12 protein-coding genes are annotated in these 18,609 nt (G+C 51.8%); 9 read left to right on the top strand and 3 right to left on the bottom strand.

The window, feature by feature from the left end:
* Window positions 1-123: 123 nt before the first annotated feature.
* Both dcm and HMPREF3066_RS11765 read left to right on the top strand, forming a co-directional pair.
* The gene (gene dcm / locus HMPREF3066_RS11770; RefSeq protein ID WP_002234134.1) at window positions 124-1,275 is read left to right on the top strand and encodes a DNA cytosine methyltransferase; all 1,152 of its coding nucleotides are present in this window, start codon (window positions 124-126) and stop codon (window positions 1,273-1,275) included.
* Window positions 1,276-1,328: 53 nt separating this feature from the next.
* A complete protein-coding gene (locus HMPREF3066_RS11765; RefSeq protein ID WP_070443072.1) occupies window positions 1,329-2,351 on the top strand; it encodes a restriction endonuclease in 1,023 nt (340 codons plus the stop codon).
* 88 nt (window positions 2,352-2,439) lie between these two features.
* Here HMPREF3066_RS11765 and alaS read toward each other — a convergent pair whose 3' ends face one another.
* Window positions 2,440-5,064, bottom strand: coding sequence for an alanine--tRNA ligase (gene alaS, locus HMPREF3066_RS11760; protein WP_070443071.1), 2,625 nt, complete (start codon window positions 5,062-5,064; stop codon window positions 2,440-2,442).
* A gap of 228 nt (window positions 5,065-5,292) precedes the next feature.
* Here alaS and HMPREF3066_RS11755 point away from each other — a divergent pair, with 228 nt between their 5' ends.
* On the top strand, window positions 5,293-6,423 hold the full coding sequence (locus HMPREF3066_RS11755) for a polyamine ABC transporter substrate-binding protein (protein WP_003768034.1): 1,131 nt from the start codon (window positions 5,293-5,295) through the stop codon (window positions 6,421-6,423).
* A 249-nt stretch (window positions 6,424-6,672) separates the two neighbouring features.
* Here HMPREF3066_RS11755 and glgB read toward each other — a convergent pair whose 3' ends face one another.
* Both glgB and HMPREF3066_RS11745 read right to left on the bottom strand, forming a co-directional pair.
* Window positions 6,673-10,983 (bottom strand): 1,4-alpha-glucan branching protein GlgB, encoded by a 4,311-nt coding sequence (glgB, locus tag HMPREF3066_RS11750; protein WP_070443070.1) that lies wholly within the window; start codon window positions 10,981-10,983, stop codon window positions 6,673-6,675.
* A 275-nt stretch (window positions 10,984-11,258) separates the two neighbouring features.
* Window positions 11,259-11,738 (bottom strand): FKBP-type peptidyl-prolyl cis-trans isomerase, encoded by a 480-nt coding sequence (locus tag HMPREF3066_RS11745; protein ID WP_039405294.1) that lies wholly within the window; start codon window positions 11,736-11,738, stop codon window positions 11,259-11,261.
* A 571-nt stretch (window positions 11,739-12,309) separates the two neighbouring features.
* On the opposite strand from HMPREF3066_RS11745, the gene HMPREF3066_RS11740 reads away from it, so the two are divergent.
* The 6 genes from HMPREF3066_RS11740 (at window position 12,310) to paeA (ending at window position 18,344) form a co-directional block, all read left to right on the top strand.
* Window positions 12,310-12,588, top strand: coding sequence for a hypothetical protein (locus HMPREF3066_RS11740; RefSeq protein ID WP_039405296.1), 279 nt, complete (start codon window positions 12,310-12,312; stop codon window positions 12,586-12,588).
* Window positions 12,589-12,723: 135 nt separating this feature from the next.
* Window positions 12,724-14,091 carry an FAD-binding oxidoreductase gene (locus HMPREF3066_RS11735; protein ID WP_070443069.1) on the top strand — a complete coding sequence of 456 codons (1,368 nt, stop codon included), beginning with the start codon at window positions 12,724-12,726 and terminating at the stop codon, window positions 14,089-14,091.
* A gap of 139 nt (window positions 14,092-14,230) precedes the next feature.
* A complete protein-coding gene (locus tag HMPREF3066_RS11730) occupies window positions 14,231-15,217 on the top strand; it encodes a malate dehydrogenase (protein WP_070443068.1) in 987 nt (328 codons plus the stop codon).
* Between the two features lie 67 nt (window positions 15,218-15,284).
* Complete coding sequence (locus HMPREF3066_RS11725; protein WP_070443067.1) at window positions 15,285-16,457, top strand: NYN domain-containing protein; 1,173 nt, start codon at window positions 15,285-15,287, stop codon at window positions 16,455-16,457.
* A 146-nt stretch (window positions 16,458-16,603) separates the two neighbouring features.
* Window positions 16,604-16,957 carry a DUF5713 family protein gene (locus HMPREF3066_RS11720; protein ID WP_070443066.1) on the top strand — a complete coding sequence of 118 codons (354 nt, stop codon included), beginning with the start codon at window positions 16,604-16,606 and terminating at the stop codon, window positions 16,955-16,957.
* 85 nt (window positions 16,958-17,042) lie between these two features.
* Window positions 17,043-18,344 carry a polyamine export protein PaeA gene (gene paeA, locus HMPREF3066_RS11715; RefSeq protein WP_070443065.1) on the top strand — a complete coding sequence of 434 codons (1,302 nt, stop codon included), beginning with the start codon at window positions 17,043-17,045 and terminating at the stop codon, window positions 18,342-18,344.
* Window positions 18,345-18,609 lie beyond the last annotated feature (265 nt).

Below are 18,609 nucleotides of genomic sequence, written 5' to 3'. Positions count from 1 at the left end.
TGGAAAGTTGCACTTCAAATGCGAATCCGCCGGCCTGTAAACCTAAAGGTAGATTTTAAATCTTGGCTTAAATTATAAAAAACGCTAAAATAATGTCATTTATGAATGACTGAAAGATTAACCATGACCGAATTTGCACGAAAAAATTGGAACAAGTTAGCTGGAGATGCCATAAAAGCCAAAATGCATGAGCATGGAATTGGCTTTATACAATTATCAGAATTATTCTTGGAGCAAGGGGAAAGTGAAACGGCAAATGCAATTTGTAACAAAGTAAATAGAGGTACTTTTTCCCATGCTTTTTATCTTAAATGTATGGAGTTAATGACCAAACAGGAAAAGCAAGAAGACCGCGAAAAAAAATATAAAATTATTTCTTTATTTAGCGGTTGTGGCGGAATGGATTTGGGTTTTCTAGGGGGCTTTGAGTTTTTAAACCGTACTTATGACAAACATGATTTTGATATTATTTGGGCGAACGAAATCGACGAACACGCTGTTAGAACCTACCGCCACAACTTAGGAAATCACATTGTACATGGTGATATTTGGCAGCATTTGGATGAAATACCCACTAGCGCGGACATCATTATCGGTGGCTTTCCTTGTCAGGATATTTCTATTAATGGTAAAGGTGCAGGTATTTCAGGCAGCCGCAGCGGGCTGTATAAAGCCATGTTGTCTGCTGTTGAACGCGTTCGCCCCAAAATATTTGTTGCTGAAAATGTCAAAGGGCTACTGATGAAGCATCATCGGAAAGATTTGGAAACAGTGCTTTCAGATTTTCGCAATTTGGGTTATCAGGTAGATTACTACTTGCTGAATGCAGCCGATTACGGTGTTCCACAGACTCGGGAGCGAGTTATCATCGTTGGAAGGCTACCTGAAATTCCCGAAATACAGATTGAAAAAACAAATACCAGCAACAGCTATGTAACAGCTAGACAGGCTATAGGCGATTTGGTCGACAAAGTAGAAGACGAAATTGCCAACCATATTTGGAGTAGAGCAGAAAAAAGCCCCGATCAAGGTAGTCGAAAATTGGATGCCGAAAGGGCGGGCTACACTATTAGGGCAGAATGCCATGGAAACATACAGTGGCATTACGAATTACCCCGCCGCATCTCCATGCGTGAGGCGGCGCGCATCCAATCGTTTCCCGACAATTTTATTTTCCAGGCAAAATTGCGTGCCACAGAACGGCAAATTGGCAACGCCGTCCCTCCTGTTTTAGGGTGGCACATCGCCGCCGCCGTCAGTAAGGCACTTAAATAACCCTGTTAAATAAGATAAAATTACTACTTTATATTTTTAAGTGGTAATGCATTATGCTGACAAAAAAGGAGTTTGAGAACTTTTTAGACGAGGTTTGCACCGTATTGAGGCAAGAGGCAAAAAACGCACCTTTCAAATCCCAAGATATTTTTGAAAACAGAGTTCGTGCGCTGTGCATTGCAAAAATTCCCGCTTATGCTGACATAGTTATCAAGCCTGAACCTGTGCCGCAAATTTTCCCCGATGTTCCAATAGGGGAATATGGCGTAGAAGTCAAATTCACGCTAAAAGATACTTGGCGCAGCGTAGCAAACAGTATCCAAGAGAAAAACAAAGCTGACGGTGTACAGCATATCTATGTGGTATTCGGAAAAATGGGGGGCATTCCCGATGTGAAATGGCAACTTTACGAAGATAGCGTAATTCATGTCCGCACATCGCATGTTCCGCGCTTTGAGGTAGAAATAGAATCTGATCGACCGTCTCTGTTTGAGGGTTTCGGTATTTCCTATGCTGAATTTGCCGATTTGGATATGCATGAAAAAATGGAATATATCCGAAAATATGCCCGTAACAGGCTGAAAGAAGGCGAGCGGTTATGGTGGATAGAAGACATTGACGCAGTAGATAGCCATGATCTGCCTTTGGAAGTGCGCCTTTACACTTCCCTGCCGCAGGAAGAAAAAATCCGCCTCCGAGCTGAAGCAGCATTAGTCTCCCCCCGTATTGTCTGCTCAGGCAGGGCGAAGCACAAATACGATAATGCCGTCCTGTATCTGATTACCTATCGCGGTGTGCTTTGTCATCAGGCGCGGGACTTATTCAGTGCGGGCAGCGTTGCCAACTCGGCGGAAGACTACCGTGGCGGAAACTATGTAGAAAAATCTTTAAAATTGATTGAGCATGAAATTGAAAAAGCTGCTTTGGAAATGGATGATGCTCTAATTGTCGAATATTGGGGAGAAAGCGTCCCGACAGAAAAACGCCTAGAGTATTGGATTAAGATGTTGGATGATTTGGCAGATGGCTGGATACCTTCTGAATCGCTATTCAATGGTAGGTATAAAGCCAAATAAACTGACAGATGCCGTCTGAAAATATCTTTCAGACGGCATCTTTAACACAAAAGGCAGCCTGAATCCCTTTCAGGCTGCCTTTCTTACATCAAGCCAGCTTCGCGCCGACCCAATCTTTCACGCTCTCAATCATCGCGGGCAATTTCTCGACATCGCTGCCGCCGGCCTGTGCCAAATCCGGTCTACCGCCACCTTTGCCGCCGACTTGTTCTGCTGCGAATTTGACCAAGTCGCCGGCTTTCACTTTGTTTGTCAGCGGTTTGGATACGCCGGCGCACAGGGAGACTTTGCCGTCGTTCACTGCCGCCAAAAGAATCACGGCGTTGTCGGATTTGCCGGTTAAGTCGGTAACGATTTCGCGCAGGGCGGCTGCGTCGGCTTCGATTTGGGCAGCGACGAGTTTGGCTGCGCCCAAGTCTTTTGCGTTGTCCAAAAGTTTGGCGCCTGCGTGGACGGCGAGTTCGGCTTTGGCTTTTGCCAACTCTTTTTCCAAAGCTTTGGCGTTGGCGGCGTTGGCTTGGATTTTGGCAAGTACGTCTTTTTCAGTTTGGGCTTTAACTTCGGCGATGATGTTTTTCATCAGGCTTTCTTGGTTTTGCGCCCATGCCAGCGCGGCAAGGCCGGTGATGGCTTCTACGCGTCGGATGCCTGCGGCGATGCCGCCTTCGCTGATGATTTTGAAGAAGCCGATGTCGCCGGTGCGGGCGACGTGGGTGCCGCCGCACAGTTCGGTGGAGTAGTCGCCCATGGTAATCACGCGGACGAAGTCGCCGTATTTTTCGCCGAAGAGCATCATGGCACCGGATTTTTGCGCGTCTTCAATGGACATGGTTTCTACTTTGACGGGCACGTTGGCGATAATCGCGGCGTTGACGCGGCGTTCGACTTCGGCGATTTCTTCCGCGCTGATGCCTTGCGGGTGGGAGATGTCGAATCGGGTCAGCTCGGCGTTTTGCAGGCTGCCTTTTTGTTCGACGTGCGTGCCCAAAACATCGCGCAAGGCTTTGTGCATCAGGTGGGTAACGCTGTGGTTGCGCATGATGCTGTCGCGGATGTCGTTGTCGATTTCGGCGGATACGGTATCGCCCACTTTCAGACGGCCTGAAACGACTGCGCCGAATTGTCCGTGTACGGCGGCTTTGATTTTCTGCGTGTCTTCAACGCGGAAGCGGTTCTCACCCGATACGATAAAGCCCACATCGCCGACTTGACCGCCGCTTTCGGCGTAGAACGGGGTTTGTTCCAAAACGACCACGCCTGCTTCGCCTGCTTGGAGTTCGTCCACGGCTTCGCTGCCTTTGTATAAGGCGATGATTTTGGTGTCTTGGCTGCGTTTTTCGTAGCCGGTGAACTCGGTGTCCGCGCCTGTGTAGTCCAGTTGCGCGTTGGCTTTGAAGTTTTGCGCGGCGCGAGCGCGGGCGCGTTGGGCTTCCATTTCGCGGTTGAAGCCTTCTTCGTCTAAATCAATATTGCGTTCGCGGCAGATATCGGCGGTCAAATCGTATGGAAAACCGTAGGTGTCGTAGAGTTTGAAGATGATTTCGCCGTCTAATTTGTTGCTGCCTTTGGTCAAGGCGTTTTCCAGCAAAGCCATGCCGGTTTCCAAAGTTTGGGCAAAGCGGCTTTCTTCGTTTTTCAGGGCTTCTTCGATTTGGGCTTGTTTCTCTTTCAACTCAGGATATGCGTCGCCCATCGCTTTGACCAAATCGGGCACGAGTTTGTAGAAAAACGCCTGTTTCTGACCGAGTTTGTAACCGTGGCGCACGGCGCGGCGGATGATGCGGCGCAATACATAACCGCGGCCTTCGTTGGAAGGCATCACGCCGTCGGCTATCAGGAAGGAGCAGGAGCGGATGTGGTCGGCAATCACTTTCAGGCTGGGCTCGTCCATGCTGAACGGCGCGCCGGTTTCGCGGGCAACGGCTTTGAGCAGGTCTTGGAACAGGTCGATTTCGTAGTTGCTGTGGACGTGCTGCATCACGGCCGCCATGCGCTCCAAGCCCATGCCGGTATCGACGGACGGCTTGGGCAGCGGGTTCATATTGCCTTGCTCGTCGCGGTTGAACTGCATGAACACGCAGTTCCAAATTTCAATCCAGCGGTCGCCGTCTTCTTCAGGGCTGCCGGGAATGCCGCCCCAGATTTCTTCGCCGTGGTCGTAGAAGATTTCGGAACACGGGCCGCAGGGGCCGGTGTCGCCCATCTGCCAGAAGTTGTCGGACGCGTATTTCGCGCCTTTGTTGTCGCCGATGCGGACGATGCGCTCGGCAGGCATACCGATTTCGTTCAGCCAGATGTTGTAGGCTTCGTCGTCTTCGGCATATACAGTCGCCAAGAGTTTTTCTTTGGGGATGTTCAGCCATTCGGGGGAAGTGAGGAACTCCCAGGCGAAGTGGATGGCGTCGCGTTTGAAGTAGTCGCCGAAGGAGAAGTTGCCCATCATTTCAAAAAAGGTGTGGTGGCGGGCGGTGTAGCCTACGTTTTCCAAGTCGTTGTGTTTGCCGCCTGCGCGTACGCATTTTTGCGCGGTGGTGGCGCGGTTGTAGGCGCGTTTGTCAAAGCCGAGGAATACGTCTTTAAACTGGTTCATACCGGCGTTGGTAAACAGCAGCGTCGGGTCGTCGTGCGGCACGAGGCTGGAAGAGCGGACGATGGTGTGGTTTTTGGATTCGAAGAATTTTAGGAATTTTTGGCGTAGTTCGGAGGTTTTCATGATGTTTCGATGTCTCTACTAAAAAGGTTTCAGACGACCTTCCCGGCCGTATGTAATTGTGGAAAGAAAATGGGTGCTATATTACCGCAAAACCTTGTTTCTAGCTATTGAATCAGGGACTTTCAGACGACCTTCCGACTATCGCCCCAATGGAAACTGCTATCAGATAGTGCGTGCCTGATTTATAATCCCTTACTTTCCCTTCCACCCGATATGCAAGGAATGATAATGACCAAACATCTGCCACTCATCGCCCTGACCGCCGTCATGCTCGCCGCCTGCGGAGGTTCGGATAAAAATACCTCCGACAAAGCGGGTCAGGCGGGAAACCAAAATGTATTGAGGATTTACAACTGGTCGGAATACGTCGATCCCGAAACCGTCGCCGATTTTGAAAAGAAAAACGGTATCAAGGTAACTTACGACGTGTACGACAGCGATGAGACGCTGGAAAGTAAAGTATTGACCGGAAAATCGGGCTACGACATCGTCGGCCCGTCCAATACCTTTGTCGGCAGGCAGATTAAGGCGGGGGCTTATCAAAAAATCGACAAATCCCTGATTCCCAACTATAAAAACCTCAATCCCGAATTGATGAAGCTGATGGAAGGCGTTGATCCGAGCCACGAATATGCCGTTCCGTTTTATTGGGGAACCAACACCTTTGCCATCAATACCGAGCGCGTGAAAAAAGCCTTGGGCACGGACAAACTGCCGGACAACCAATGGGATTTGGTGTTCAACCCCGAATACACATCCAAGCTCAAACAATGCGGCATCAGCTACTTGGACAGCGCGGCGGAAATTTATCCTATGGTGTTGAACTACATGGGTAAAAACCCCAACAGCAACGATACCGAAGACATCAAAGCGGCAACCGAGCTGCTCAAGAAAAACCGTCCCAACATCAAACGCTTTACCTCGTCGGGCTTCATTGACGACTTGGCGCGCGGCGATACCTGCGTCACCATCGGCTTCGGCGGCGACTTGAACATCGCCAGACGGCGCGCCGAAGAAGCGGGCGGCAAAGAAAAAATCCGCGTCATGATGCCCAAAGAAGGCGTGGGGATTTGGGTGGACTCCTTCGTTATCCCAAAAGATGCGAAAAACGTCGCCAACGCCCACAAATACATCAACGACTTCCTCGACCCCGAAGTCGCCGCGAAAAACGGCAATTTCGTCACCTACGCCCCTTCCAGCAAACCCGCACGCGAATTGATGGAAGCCGAGTTCAGGGACGACCGGACCATTTTCCCGAGCGACGAAGATTTGAAAAACAGCTTCATCATGGTCCCTATCCAGCCCACCATTTTGAAATTCATGGTCCGCCAATGGCAGGGTGTGAAAGCCGGCAAATAATTTGATACAGATAAGCAAAAGGTCGTCTGAAAACTTGAAATACAGGTTTTCAGACGACCTTTTGTTATATCCGCTTGTCTTTACACAATGTCTCTTACCAGTCAAAACTAATGTCATCAGGCATATCGAACTTTATCCGCTATCCCGAAAAATTTCAGACGACCCTTCATCTCAAAAGGTCGTCTGAAACAGACAAAGCGGTTGGTTTGAACCTGTCTTTCTGCGTTCAAAAACAAGTTCAGCCCAAACTTACGCTTCGCCTTCTGCCTGATCGGCTGAGTCCGTTGCACTCGGCTGGGCGGCTTTGTAGAGGTAAACCGTTGCCAGCGGCGGTACTTTGACAGCGAGCGAGTTGGGTCTGCCGTGCGACCAGATTTCTTCGGTCTGCAGGATTTGTCCGGCGGATACGCCGCTGCCGTTGTAACCGGGGTCGTCTGAATTGAGGATTTCGCGGTATTCGCCGGCTTCGTTCACGCCGAAGCGGTAGCTGTCGTGGACGACGGGCGTGAAGTTGCTGATGACGATGACGCGGTTGCCTTCGCGGTCGCGGCGTTCGAAGACGAAGACGGAATTGTTGCCGTCGTCGGCGACCAGCCATTCGAAGCCTTCCGGCCATTGATCGAGCTGGTAAAGCGGCGCGGTGTCTTTATAGACGCGGTTCAAATCGCGCACGAAGTTTTGTACGCCTTTGTGCCAGCCGCCTTCTTGGTCGAGCAGGAACCAATCCAGTCCTTCGTTGTAGTTCCACTCTCTGCCTTGCGCGAACTCGTTGCCCATAAACAGGAGTTTTTTGCCGGGGAAGCCGTACATGAAGCCGTAGTAGGCGCGCAGGTTGGCGAATTGCTGCCAGCAGTCGCCCGGCATCCTTCCGAGCAGCGAGCGTTTGCCGTGTACGACTTCGTCGTGCGAGAGTGGCAGGACGAAGTTTTCGCTGTATTGGTACATCATGCCGAAGGTCATTTTGTTGTGGTGGTATTTGCGGTTGATGGGGTCTTCCATCATGTAGCGCAAGGTGTCGTTCATCCAGCCCATGTTCCATTTGTAGCTGAAGTTCAAGCCTTCTTGACGGGTTACGTTGGCGAACGAGGTGGATTCTTCGGCGATTTCGGTAGCGGAGGGGACAACCTCTTTCAGCATGGTGTTGGTATCGCGCAGGAAGGCGATGGCTTCGAGGTTTTCATGGCCGCCGTATTGGTTGGGTATCCATTCGCCGTCTTTGCGCGAGTAGTTGCGGTAAATCATGGAGGCGACGGCGTCCACGCGGATACCGTCGAAACCGAAACGCTCTATCCAATACAAGGCATTGCCTTGCAGGAAGTTTTTGACTTCGTTCCTGCCGAAGTTGTAAATCAGGGTGTTCCAGTCTTGGTGGTAGCCTTCGCGCGGATCGGCGTGTTCGTACAGCGCGGTGCCGTCGAACTTGGCAAGCCCGTGGTCGTCGGTCGGGAAGTGTCCGACCACCCAGTCGAGGATGACGCCGATGCCTTCGTCGTGGGCGGCTTTAATCAGGGCGCGCAACTCGTCGGGCGAACCGAAACGGCTGGTCGGCGCATACAATCCGGTCGCCTGATAGCCCCACGAGCCGTCAAACGGGTATTCGGAAACGGGCAGGAATTCGATATGGGTGAAGCCCATGTCTTTGACGTATGCGACCAATTCTTTGGCGAGCTGTTCGTAAGTCAGCCAGAAGTTGTTTTCGGGATTGCGTTTCCACGAACCCAAATGCACTTCATAAATGCTGATAGGCGCGTCAATGGCGTTGGCGCGGGCGCGGAAGTCGGGTGTATCCACTTTTTCCGGCAAACCGCGCACGACAGACGCCGTATTCGGACGCAACTCTGCGCCGAAGGCATACGGGTCGGTTTTTTGCCGAACATTGCCGTTGGCATCGCGGATTTCAAATTTGTAGAGGGCGTTGAGCTTGACGGCGGGGATGAAGATGTCCCAAATGCCGTTGTCGCGGTGGAAACGCATGACGTGGCGGCGGCCGTCCCAGTGGTTGAATTCGCCGATGACGGATACGCGCTGCGCGTTTGGCGCCCATACGGCAAAGCTCACACCTTTCACGCCGTCCACTTCGGCAAAATGCGCGCCTAAAGTTTCATAAGGACGCAGGTGTTTGCCTTCCGCCAGCAACCAAGAATCCATGTCTTTTAAGGCAGAGCCGAAGCGGTATGGGTCTTCTTCGCGCACAGGCTCGGCATCTTCGGCATAACGGACGTTCAACGCATAATCGGGCGCGCCTTCGGGCAACACGGCAACAAAGAATCCGCGTTCATCGACTTTTTCAGACGACGTAATCAGTTCGCCGCTCTCACGGTTGACAATATCCACGCCCCAAGCGTTCGGAATCAGGGTTCGCACGACCTCGTCGCCTTCGGCAAGGCGGTGTCGTCCCAAATAGGCGAACAAATCGCTGTGGGTGGCAAGAAACAGGCTTTCGACCGTGTCGCGTTCGACTTGGTCAAGCTCGTGATAAGGCTTCATCCGGCTGTTTTTCTTCATGCGTACCTCTCCAATCATGGCAAGTTGGCCGCCCATCAGGCGGTTGTGGGGAAAATCTTCAAGCGCGACGGGCATTTTGCGCGCCCAGTTGGGATAACCCTCGGAAACGCCCGGCACATTCAGGTTGTCGCTCATGCCCAGCAGGTTTTCCAGCTGCACCGCATACAGTTTGCTGCGGCTCATGGCGGCATACCGGTGTAAGGCAGTTAACAGCGCTTCGTCAATTTCAGACGACATCTCGGCGTCGGCAGGCAGGCAGCCGGCGTGTTTCAACTTATCGAACAAATCCGCCTTGTCGTGTTCGCGCGCTTCCAAGGTCGTCTGAAAAGTTTCCGCATCGGGAATCGTACCCAAGCGGAACATCAAATCCAAATCCTTGCCCGTCCAATAGCCTGCCAAGGGCGCGACATCGTGCGTACTGACCACCGTAATCGCCTGTTCGGGATATTCTTCGGGCAACTCAAAGCCGTGCCAGCCTTTGCTGAAATACACGACCTTATAAGAAAACACCTGATAACGGTTCAGCAAATACCGCGCTTGGTCGGGTACCGTTCCCAAATCCTCGCCGATGACCACACATCGATTCCGCCGGCTTTCCAAAGCGAGAATGGCAAACATCACATCTGCGTCGTAATGCACATACGCGCCAAAGTCCGCCGTCTTGCCCGCAACCCACCACAGGCGGCACAAAGCCATCACATGATCGATGCGCAAAACGCCGTAAAGCCGCATATTTTCACGCAACAGTCGGACAAACTTCTCATAACCTGTGTGCTTCAACATCATCGGATTGAGCGGCGGCAAATCCCAGTTTTGCCCCGTCGGGCTGAATGGATCGGGCGGCGCACCGACCGCCATATCCATGCAGTAATCGGCGCGGTTAAGCCAAGTGTCCGCGCTGCCGCGTGCCACGCCGACTGCCAAATCGCCGTAAATCCCCAGCTTCACGCCGCGCGCCGCAGCCGCCTCGTTCACTTCGCGCAACTGCTCCGCGCAAAGCCATTGCAGCCACATATAAAAACGGATTTCGCGGCGATGACCCTGTGCAAATCTTTGAACCGCCTCACCATGCGGATCATGAAACTCCGCCGGCCAAGACAGCCAACCCACTTCGCCGGAGCGGTTGTAATACTGGTCCAACGCCTCAAACAAACCGAAGCCTTGCAAAGCCCCGCCGCGTTCTTCGACAAAGGCGTCAAATGCCGCCCGCTCTTGTTCGGCGGCTTCGCATCCGTCGTTTTCAAACGCGTCAAACGCCCTCTGCAAAGCATCGCGCTTGAACGCCCAAACCGCCGTATAAGCGACGGTTTCCGTAATCCGCAACGCCGCAATGCGCTGGCAGATATTCGGCTGCTTGAGCCAGTTTTTCAGCTTTTCGTTGTAGGAAAACGCGCCGACCTTCTCCACATCCAGATAAATCGGATTGAGCCATTCGCGCGAAGACGGGCTGTACGGGCTGGCAAAAGCAGGTTTGGCACTGAAAAGCGCGTGCAGTGGATTGATGCCGACGAAATCCAGTTGCTTATCCGCCGCAAACGCCATCAAATCCAGCAAATCGGTAAAATCCCCGATGCCCCAGTTCCGTTGCGAACGCAGGCTGTACAAATGCGTTGTCAGCCCGTTCATGCGCAAACCGTGTTCCAGCATTTTCGGCTGATAAACCGACTGCGGCGCAACCACCAGCCGCACCTTGCGGACGCTGCCTTCCACTTCCGCAGACAAAGTGTAATAGCCGCAAGCCGAAGCCGGCAGCGCAACCCAAAGCACGCCGTCTTCGCCATGGTTCAACGGCAAAACCTGCCGTCCGCCCGCTTCGTCTTCCAAGCAAATTTCAGCCGCGCCATGAAACTCAGCAGGCAGTTGCAAAGATTCCCGACCGTTTTCATGCGCGACCAAAGTATCCGCATAAAGGTCGTCTGAAAAACCGTCCTGCTGCAAAGCCTTAATAATCCCTTCCAAAACCTCGGGCTTGGTCGCATGATAAATTCCACCGATGTCGTGAAAACCCAAATCAATACCCAAGCCCGCAGCCTGCTCTTCCAAATGTTCGCTCATGACACAATTCGCCTGTTTACAATAAACCGAATCTTAATATAAATAAGATTGAATGTTTCCCATAATTCAGAGAAAACAACCGTTCAGACCAGAATTTCCCTGCTTAGTTTGACTTATCCCAAAATTTTTGGGCGATAGGGGCAGCTCAATTTTGATGGTTGTCGGAATGTTTCATCTATATTTGGGTATGGGTTTGCAGGATATAAAAAGGTCGTCTGAAAACAGAAACCCAATCCTGTTTTCAGACGACCTTTTATTGTTTCAAATTAGATTAATTAGTGATGATGACCGTGCGGACCGTGAACGTGGCCGTGTACGATTTCTTCTTCAGTCGCATCGCGCACGCTGTCAACTGTCGCTTTGAACAAGATTTTCATGCCGGCAAGCGGATGGTTGCCGTCTACTACGGCTTTGCCGTCTGCTACATCGGTTACGCGATAAACCAAGACATCGCCGGTTTCAGGATCATCGGCTTCGAACATCATGCCGACTTCCACTTCAACCGGGAATACGCTGACATCTTCGATACGCACCAGGCCGGGATCTTGTTCGCCGAACGCATCATCGGGAGACAGCGCGACTTCAACGGTATCACCGACGTTTTTCTCGTGCAAAGCTTCTTCCACCAAAGGGAAAATGCCGTCATATCCGCCGTGCAGATAGGCGATGGGTTCTTCGGTTTTGTCCAGCAGTTGGTTATCCGCATCGTACATTTCATAGTGAAGCGAAACCACGGAATTTTTTTTAATAGCCATTCTTTATCCTTTATCATGACCGTTTATCAAAACAGGCTTTATTGACAACCCTCTGCCAACAAATCTAAAACATTTTAACACACCGCCGTCATGTACGGAGATTTATCCTAATATTCACAAATTAACAACCGTTAATTCAGATAAATAATATTTAACCTGCGACAGATGGAAGTGTAAATTTTGATAATTTTTATAATTGTGTAACTTTTTTACAACTTGTATTTCTATGCATAATGGTTTTATGCAGGTTATTCAAACAAATCAGAAATAGAGGCAGATTGTGCATTATTTAATTATAAATACATGAAATCAATAAATTTTACTATACAGTTTATTTCAAATGTACCCTAGGTAACAATCTATGTGGATTAGTTTCTTCCACAACTTTCGTCCATTCCGGATTGATTAGAAGTTACTAAAAGATTACTAATTCGTCTGTATCGTTGCGCCGAGCCATCCTGTGGGGCATAATGCAGGAAATTCAGCAATGAATTTTTACTCTAAGGGAACGGCTTTATGCCGTTTTCAATCGTTCCGTTTTTATTTAAATCGATTTAAAGAAGGTCTCAAAATGAAAAAATCTCTGATCGCTGCTGCTTTGTTCTCTTTGGCTCTGGCTGCTTGTGGCGACAAAGCTGCTGACACTGCTGCTTCTGCCGCTTCTGAAGCTGCATCTGCTGCTACCGAAGCTGCCTCTGCTGCTACTGAAGCTGCTGCTTCTGCTACCGAAGCCGCTGCTTCTGCTACCGAAGCCGCTGCTACCGAAGCCGCTTCTGCTGCTACTGAAGCTGCTTCTGCCGCTACCGAAGCTGCCTCTGCCGCTACTGAAGCCGCTTCTGCTGCAAAATAATATTTTTACAGTTAAAAAAGCAGGATACGGATTGTATCCTGCTTTTTTGTTTTTCAGACGACCTTTACCGTTTTTCGCTTCCCTTATCCGCTATATAATCCTCCGTACACACATAAACCATCCTTGCTGCCCGTTATGCCCAATCTGTACGACCGTTTTCTTGAATTCCTTTCCCCCGCCGAAATTCTCGAAGCCACTCCGGCCTTGTTAAACGACCAGCGCCGCCGCTTTGTTTCCGAACCGGACATCATCTTGCAACCGCATTCCATAGAAAATGTACAAGAAATCATGCGGTTTTGTTTTAAACACCGTATCCCCGTTACCCCTCAGGGCGGCAATACCGGTTTGTGCGGTGCAGCGGTAGCTTCCGGCGGCGTACTGCTCAACCTTTCCAAAATCAACCGCATCCGAGAAATCAACCTTGCCGACAACAGCATCACTGTCGAAGCGGGCGTAATCCTACAGAACGTCCAAAAAGCGGCATCCGAAGCGGGCAGACTGTTTCCCCTCAGCCTTGCCAGCGAAGGCTCGTGCGAAATCGGCGGCAACATCGCCTGCAACGCCGGCGGATTAAACGTTTTACGCTACGGCAGTATGCGCGACTTGGTATTGGGTTTGGAAGTCGTCCTGCCCAATGGCGAACTTGTTTCCCATCTCCAACCGCTACACAAAAATACCACCGGTTACGACCTGCGCCACCTCTTTATCGGCAGCGAAGGCACGCTCGGCATTATCACCGCCGCCACGCTCAAACTCTTCGCCCGTCCGCAAACCATAGCGACCGCATGGGTAGGTTTGGACGACATCGAATCTGCCGTACAACTTTTGACTGCGGTACAAGGGCATTTTGCCGAACGCCTCACCAGTTTCGAGCTGATCAGCCACTACGCTTTGGCATTGTCTTCCGAATTCAGTCATCTGAAACAGCCGACCGATGCAAACTGGCACGTTCTGCTCGAACTGACCGACTCTGTTCCCGATGCCGCGCTCGACGAAAAACTTGCTGAATTTCTCTATCAAAACGGCAAAGAAAACAGCATCATCGCGCAATCCGAACAAGAGCGCCTCGATCTGTGGACGCTGCGTGAAAACATTTCCGCCTCCCAGCGCAAGCTCGGCACCAGCATCAAACACGACATCGCTGTCCCGATTGCCCAAGTCGCCGCCTTTGTCCGTCAATGCGCCCCCGCCTTGGAAGCCCGTTTCCCCGGCATACAAATTGTCTGCTTCGGACATTTGGGCGACGGCAGCCTGCATTACAACACTTTCCTGTCTGACGTTTTAAGCAACGACGTTTACCGCTATGAAGATGCCGTCAACACCATCGTCTATGAACACATCCTCGCCTGCCACGGCACCATCGCGGCGGAACACGGTATCGGTACCATCAAAAAACACTGGCTCCCCAGCGTCCGCACTCCGTCCGAAATCGCCCTGATGCGTGCCATCAAAGCCCAGCTTGACCCGCACGACATCATGAATCCGGGCAAACTCCTGCCGTAGGCAGAATTTCAGCATTTGCCAAAATCAAAAAGGTCGTCTGAAATCCTATTCCCAGTTTCAGACGACCTTTTCATTCTCCCTTACTCAATGCTGTTATAATTCGTAAATCAAGTAAAACAACGACTTCAAAAGGAAAAATATGACGCTTAAGCCCCCCGTCCGAATCGCCGTTACCGGCGCCGCAGGCCAAATTGCCTATGCTACCCTGTTCCGTATCGCCGGCGGCATTATGCTCGGACGCGACCAACCCGTTATCTTGCAACTGCTCGACCTGCCTCAGGCGCAGCAGGCATTGCGCGGCGTGATCATGGAAATGCAGGATTGCGCTTTCCCGCTCCTTGACGACATCTTCGCGACAGACGACCCCGAAGTCGCCTTCAAAGATGCCGACATCGCCCTCTTGATCGGTGCGCGCCCGCGTACGCAAGGCATGGAACGCGCCGACCTGTTGCATGCCAATGCCGAAATTTTCAAAGTACAAGGCGCGGCGTTGAACAAAGTTGCAAACCGCAACGTTAAAGTCCTCGTTGTTGGCAACCCCGCCAACACCAACGCCTACATCGCGATGAAATCCGCGCCCGACATCCCTCCGGAGAACTTCACCGCCCTGATGCGTCTCGACCACCACCGCGCCGTCAGCCAAGTCGCCGAGAAAATCAACCGCCCGATTCCTTCCATCGAGCAAATGTGCGTCTGGGGCAACCACAGCCCGACCATGTACGCCGACTACCGCTATGCCACCAGCAACGGCGAGTCCGTCAAAGACATGATTACCGAACCCGATTGGAACACCGAAGTCTTCATGCCGAAAATCGCCGGACGCGGTGCCGCCATCATCGCCGCGCGCGGTTCGTCGTCCGCCGCCTCCGCCGCGAATGCCGCCATCTACCACCTGCGCGACTGGCTGCTCGGCAGCAGCGGCAAATGGATAACGATGGGCGTCCCCTCCGATGGCTCTTACGGCATCCCCGAAGGTTTGATTTTCGGTTTCCCCGTCATTTGCGACGCAGGCAGCTACCGCATCGTCCAAGGCTTGGACTTGTCGGATGAGTTCAGCCGCCAACGCATCGCCGCGACACTGGCGGAGCTGGAAGAAGAACGCGCCGCCATACAAGATATGCTTTAAAAGATCGAGGTCGTCTGAAAACCGGTTTTCAGACGACCTCGACTGACATGAATACCACGGAGTCCCCATGACCACATTGGCCAACAAAAAACTCGCCGTCCTCATCGACGCCGACAACGCCCCCGCCGACATCATCGACCGCTTGCTCGAAGAAGTTGCCAAATACGGCATCGCCAGCGTCAAACGCATCTACGGCGACTGGAGCCACGGCCTTTCCAAATGGAAAGCCGCCCTCCTGCCCCACGCCATCATCCCCGTCCAACAATTCGCCTACACCAAAGGCAAAAACGCCACCGATATGGCGTTGGTCATCGACGCGATGGACTTACTGTACAGCGGCAATTTCGACGGCTTCTGCATCGTATCCAGCGATTCCGACTTCACCCGCCTGGCAAGCCGCCTGCGCGAAAGCGGGCTGACCGTGTACGGTTTCGGCGAAAAGAAAACGCCCGAAGCCTTCCGCAAAGCCTGCGACAAATTCATCTACACCGAAATCTTCCGTCCCGAAAAACAACGCCAAGAAAAAGAGAAGAACAGCGGCAAAAACACCCCTGCCGCCGCCCCTGACGCGCTGTCCCTGCTCAAACGCGCCGTGCGCGAAAACGCCGACGACCTCGGCTGGGCAAACCTTGGCCCCATCGGCAGCTACATCAGCAAAATCAATCCCGATTTCGACTCAAGGCTTTACGGCTACGGCAAACTCTCCGACCTCATCAAATCCTTCGACATCTTCGAACACCGCACCGACAACAACCAACTCCAAGTCCGCCGCCGCAAATCCGCCGACAAGCCGGCAGAGAGGTCGTCTGAAAACCCTGTGGCAAGCCATCAGGCAGAAGAAACCGTTTCAGACGACCCCAACGCCGCGCAAAAACGCAAAACGCGCGGCAAAAAAACCAACCCAACCAAAAACGAAAATACCGCACCAAGCCCTGCGGCAGACACCGCGCAACCGACACCCTCCAAACCCGAACCCGCCGCCAAAAGCAGCAAACTGCCCGTTACCCGCGTGATCCCCACCGTACAGCAGGCAGTCGATACTCACGCCGACGAACAAGGCTGGGCGCGTTTGAGCGACGTATCGAAGCAACTCGCCACACAAGGCACCGACCCGCAGCAATACGGCTTTGAAACCATAAACCACCTCATCCACGCCATCTACACCGACTGGCTGGAAATCAAAAAAGCCGGCCGCGGCGAACGCCTGCGCGTCAACAAACGCTTTACCGCCAAAGGTTAAGCCATAGGTTTGAAGGGAAAAGCTAATCTGTCGCCCACAATCCACAGAGGTCGTCTGAAAACCTCAAAACCGTTTTAACTTCGTTGAAGCTGCGCTTTCAGACGACCTTTTTTTAAAATCCATCTGCTAAATAGAAAAGGAAAATCATGACTACACGTCATCAACTGAACAACACCGAATTGGCAAACCATATCTTTTTGCAGGGCATGTATGACGACGATTATTTCCCGCCCAAACTCGTGCAAAAAGGAGAAAACATCCTGGTTGAACTGTGCCGCCAAATCGAAACCGAACAGCCCGAAAATCTCGATGCCCTATACGAACTGACCCACACAGCTACCGAACGCTTCAACGAATTGGCTGAAGAGTTTGATGAAAACGACAGCGAAATCGAGACTGTCGCTAGAGACACGATTGCCACCGATATGGAATACATCGCCCAAAGCTACGGCTTTGAAGATGCGGACATCGAAGAACTGGTTGCCCCGCGCGATTGGTAAGTATGGTTGGCAAAAAGGTCGTCTGAATTTTTTAGACGACCTTTAATGCTAAAATGTCTTCTGTTTGCCACACACACCGTTTTTCATGAATATTCTCGAAGCCTTATTATTATTGTGCCTACTCATTGTCATCAGCGCATTCGTTTCCTGTTCCGAACTCGCGCTTGCCTCGGCGCGCAAAATCAAATTGCAAGTCATGGCAAAAGACGGCGGCGACACGCGCGCGCTGGATGTGCTCAACATGCAGCAGCAGCCGGGCAGCTTCATCACCGTCGTCCAAATCGGTTTGAACGCCGTCGCCATTCTCGCCGGTATCGTCGGCGAAGCGGCGGTGCGCCCTTATTTTGGCGGTTTGTTGGCAAACGCGGGCAGTTGGGGCAGTACCGCCGCGTCGCTGCTGACGTTCGCGCTGGTCACCGGCAGCTTCATCCTGATTGCCGACCTGATGCCCAAGCGCATAGCGATGACCCATCCCGAAGCGGTGGCGGTGCGCATCGTGCGGCCGATGATGTTTTTGATTTTTATCTTAAAACCTTTCGTTTGGACATTTGACGGACTGGCGAACGCGATATTCAAACTCTTCAAAATTTCCACCGTCCGCCAAGAGCAACTGACTTCGGAAGACATTTACGCCGTCGTCGATGCGGGCGCGCAGGCGGGTGTGTTAAAAGAACAGGAACACTACCTGATTGAAAATATTTTTGACATGCAGGCGCGCACGGTGACTTCCACCATGAGTACGCGCGAATACATCGCCTATTTCGATAAAAATGACAGCAGCGATACCGTGTTGGAAATGATGTCGGAAAAACCGCACAACAAATTCTTGGTGTGCGACGGTGATTTGGAGCGCGTCATCGGCTACATCGAATCACACACGCTGCTGACTTTGTTTTTAAAAGAAAAAGACGTCCGCCTGACCGACAAGCGCGTGTTGCGCAAAGCCTTGTTCATCCCCGACACGCTGTCGCTTTACGATGTATTGGAAACCTTCAAAACTTCCGGCGAAGACTTTGCCGTGGTGGTGAACGAATACGCGCTGGTGGTCGGCGTGGTGACGTTGAAAGACGTGATGAGCATCGTCATGGGCGAGCTGGTCAATACCGAAGAAGAGCCGCAAATCATCCGCCGCACCGAAGATACTTGGCTGGTGGACGGCGCGACCCCGCTCGCCGACGTCATGCGCGCGCTGGACATCGAAGAGTTTCCCAACTCGGAAAACTACGAAACCATCGCCGGCTTTATGATGTATTCCCTGCGAAAAATCCCGAAACGCACCGATTTTTTGGTTTACGCGGGCTATAAATTTGAAATCATCGACACCGAAAATCTGAAAATCGACCAGCTTTTGGTGTCTAAACAAAGTGATACAGTAGAAAAAATATAGTGGATTAACTTTAAACCAGCACAGCGTTGCCTCGCCTTAGCTCAAAGAGAACGATTCTCTAAGGTGCTGAAGCACCAAGTGAATCGGTTCCGTACTATCTGTACTGTCTTCCCTTGTCCTGATTTAAATTTAATCCACTATATGTAACCACAGCCAAAAGGCAAAAGGTCGTCTGAAACTTGAACCGCCCCCAAAGTTGGACAACCCATCCAACCACAAGGGGCGGTTCGTCGTTCAGACGACCTTGGATTCGGATTTCAAGTGC

This window comes from Neisseria sp. HMSC03D10, from assembly GCF_001807625.1.
GTDB lineage: Bacteria > Pseudomonadota > Gammaproteobacteria > Burkholderiales > Neisseriaceae > Neisseria > Neisseria mucosa.
The sequence above is the reverse complement of the archived record's forward strand: the minus strand, read 5'-3'. Positions and strand labels throughout refer to the sequence as shown.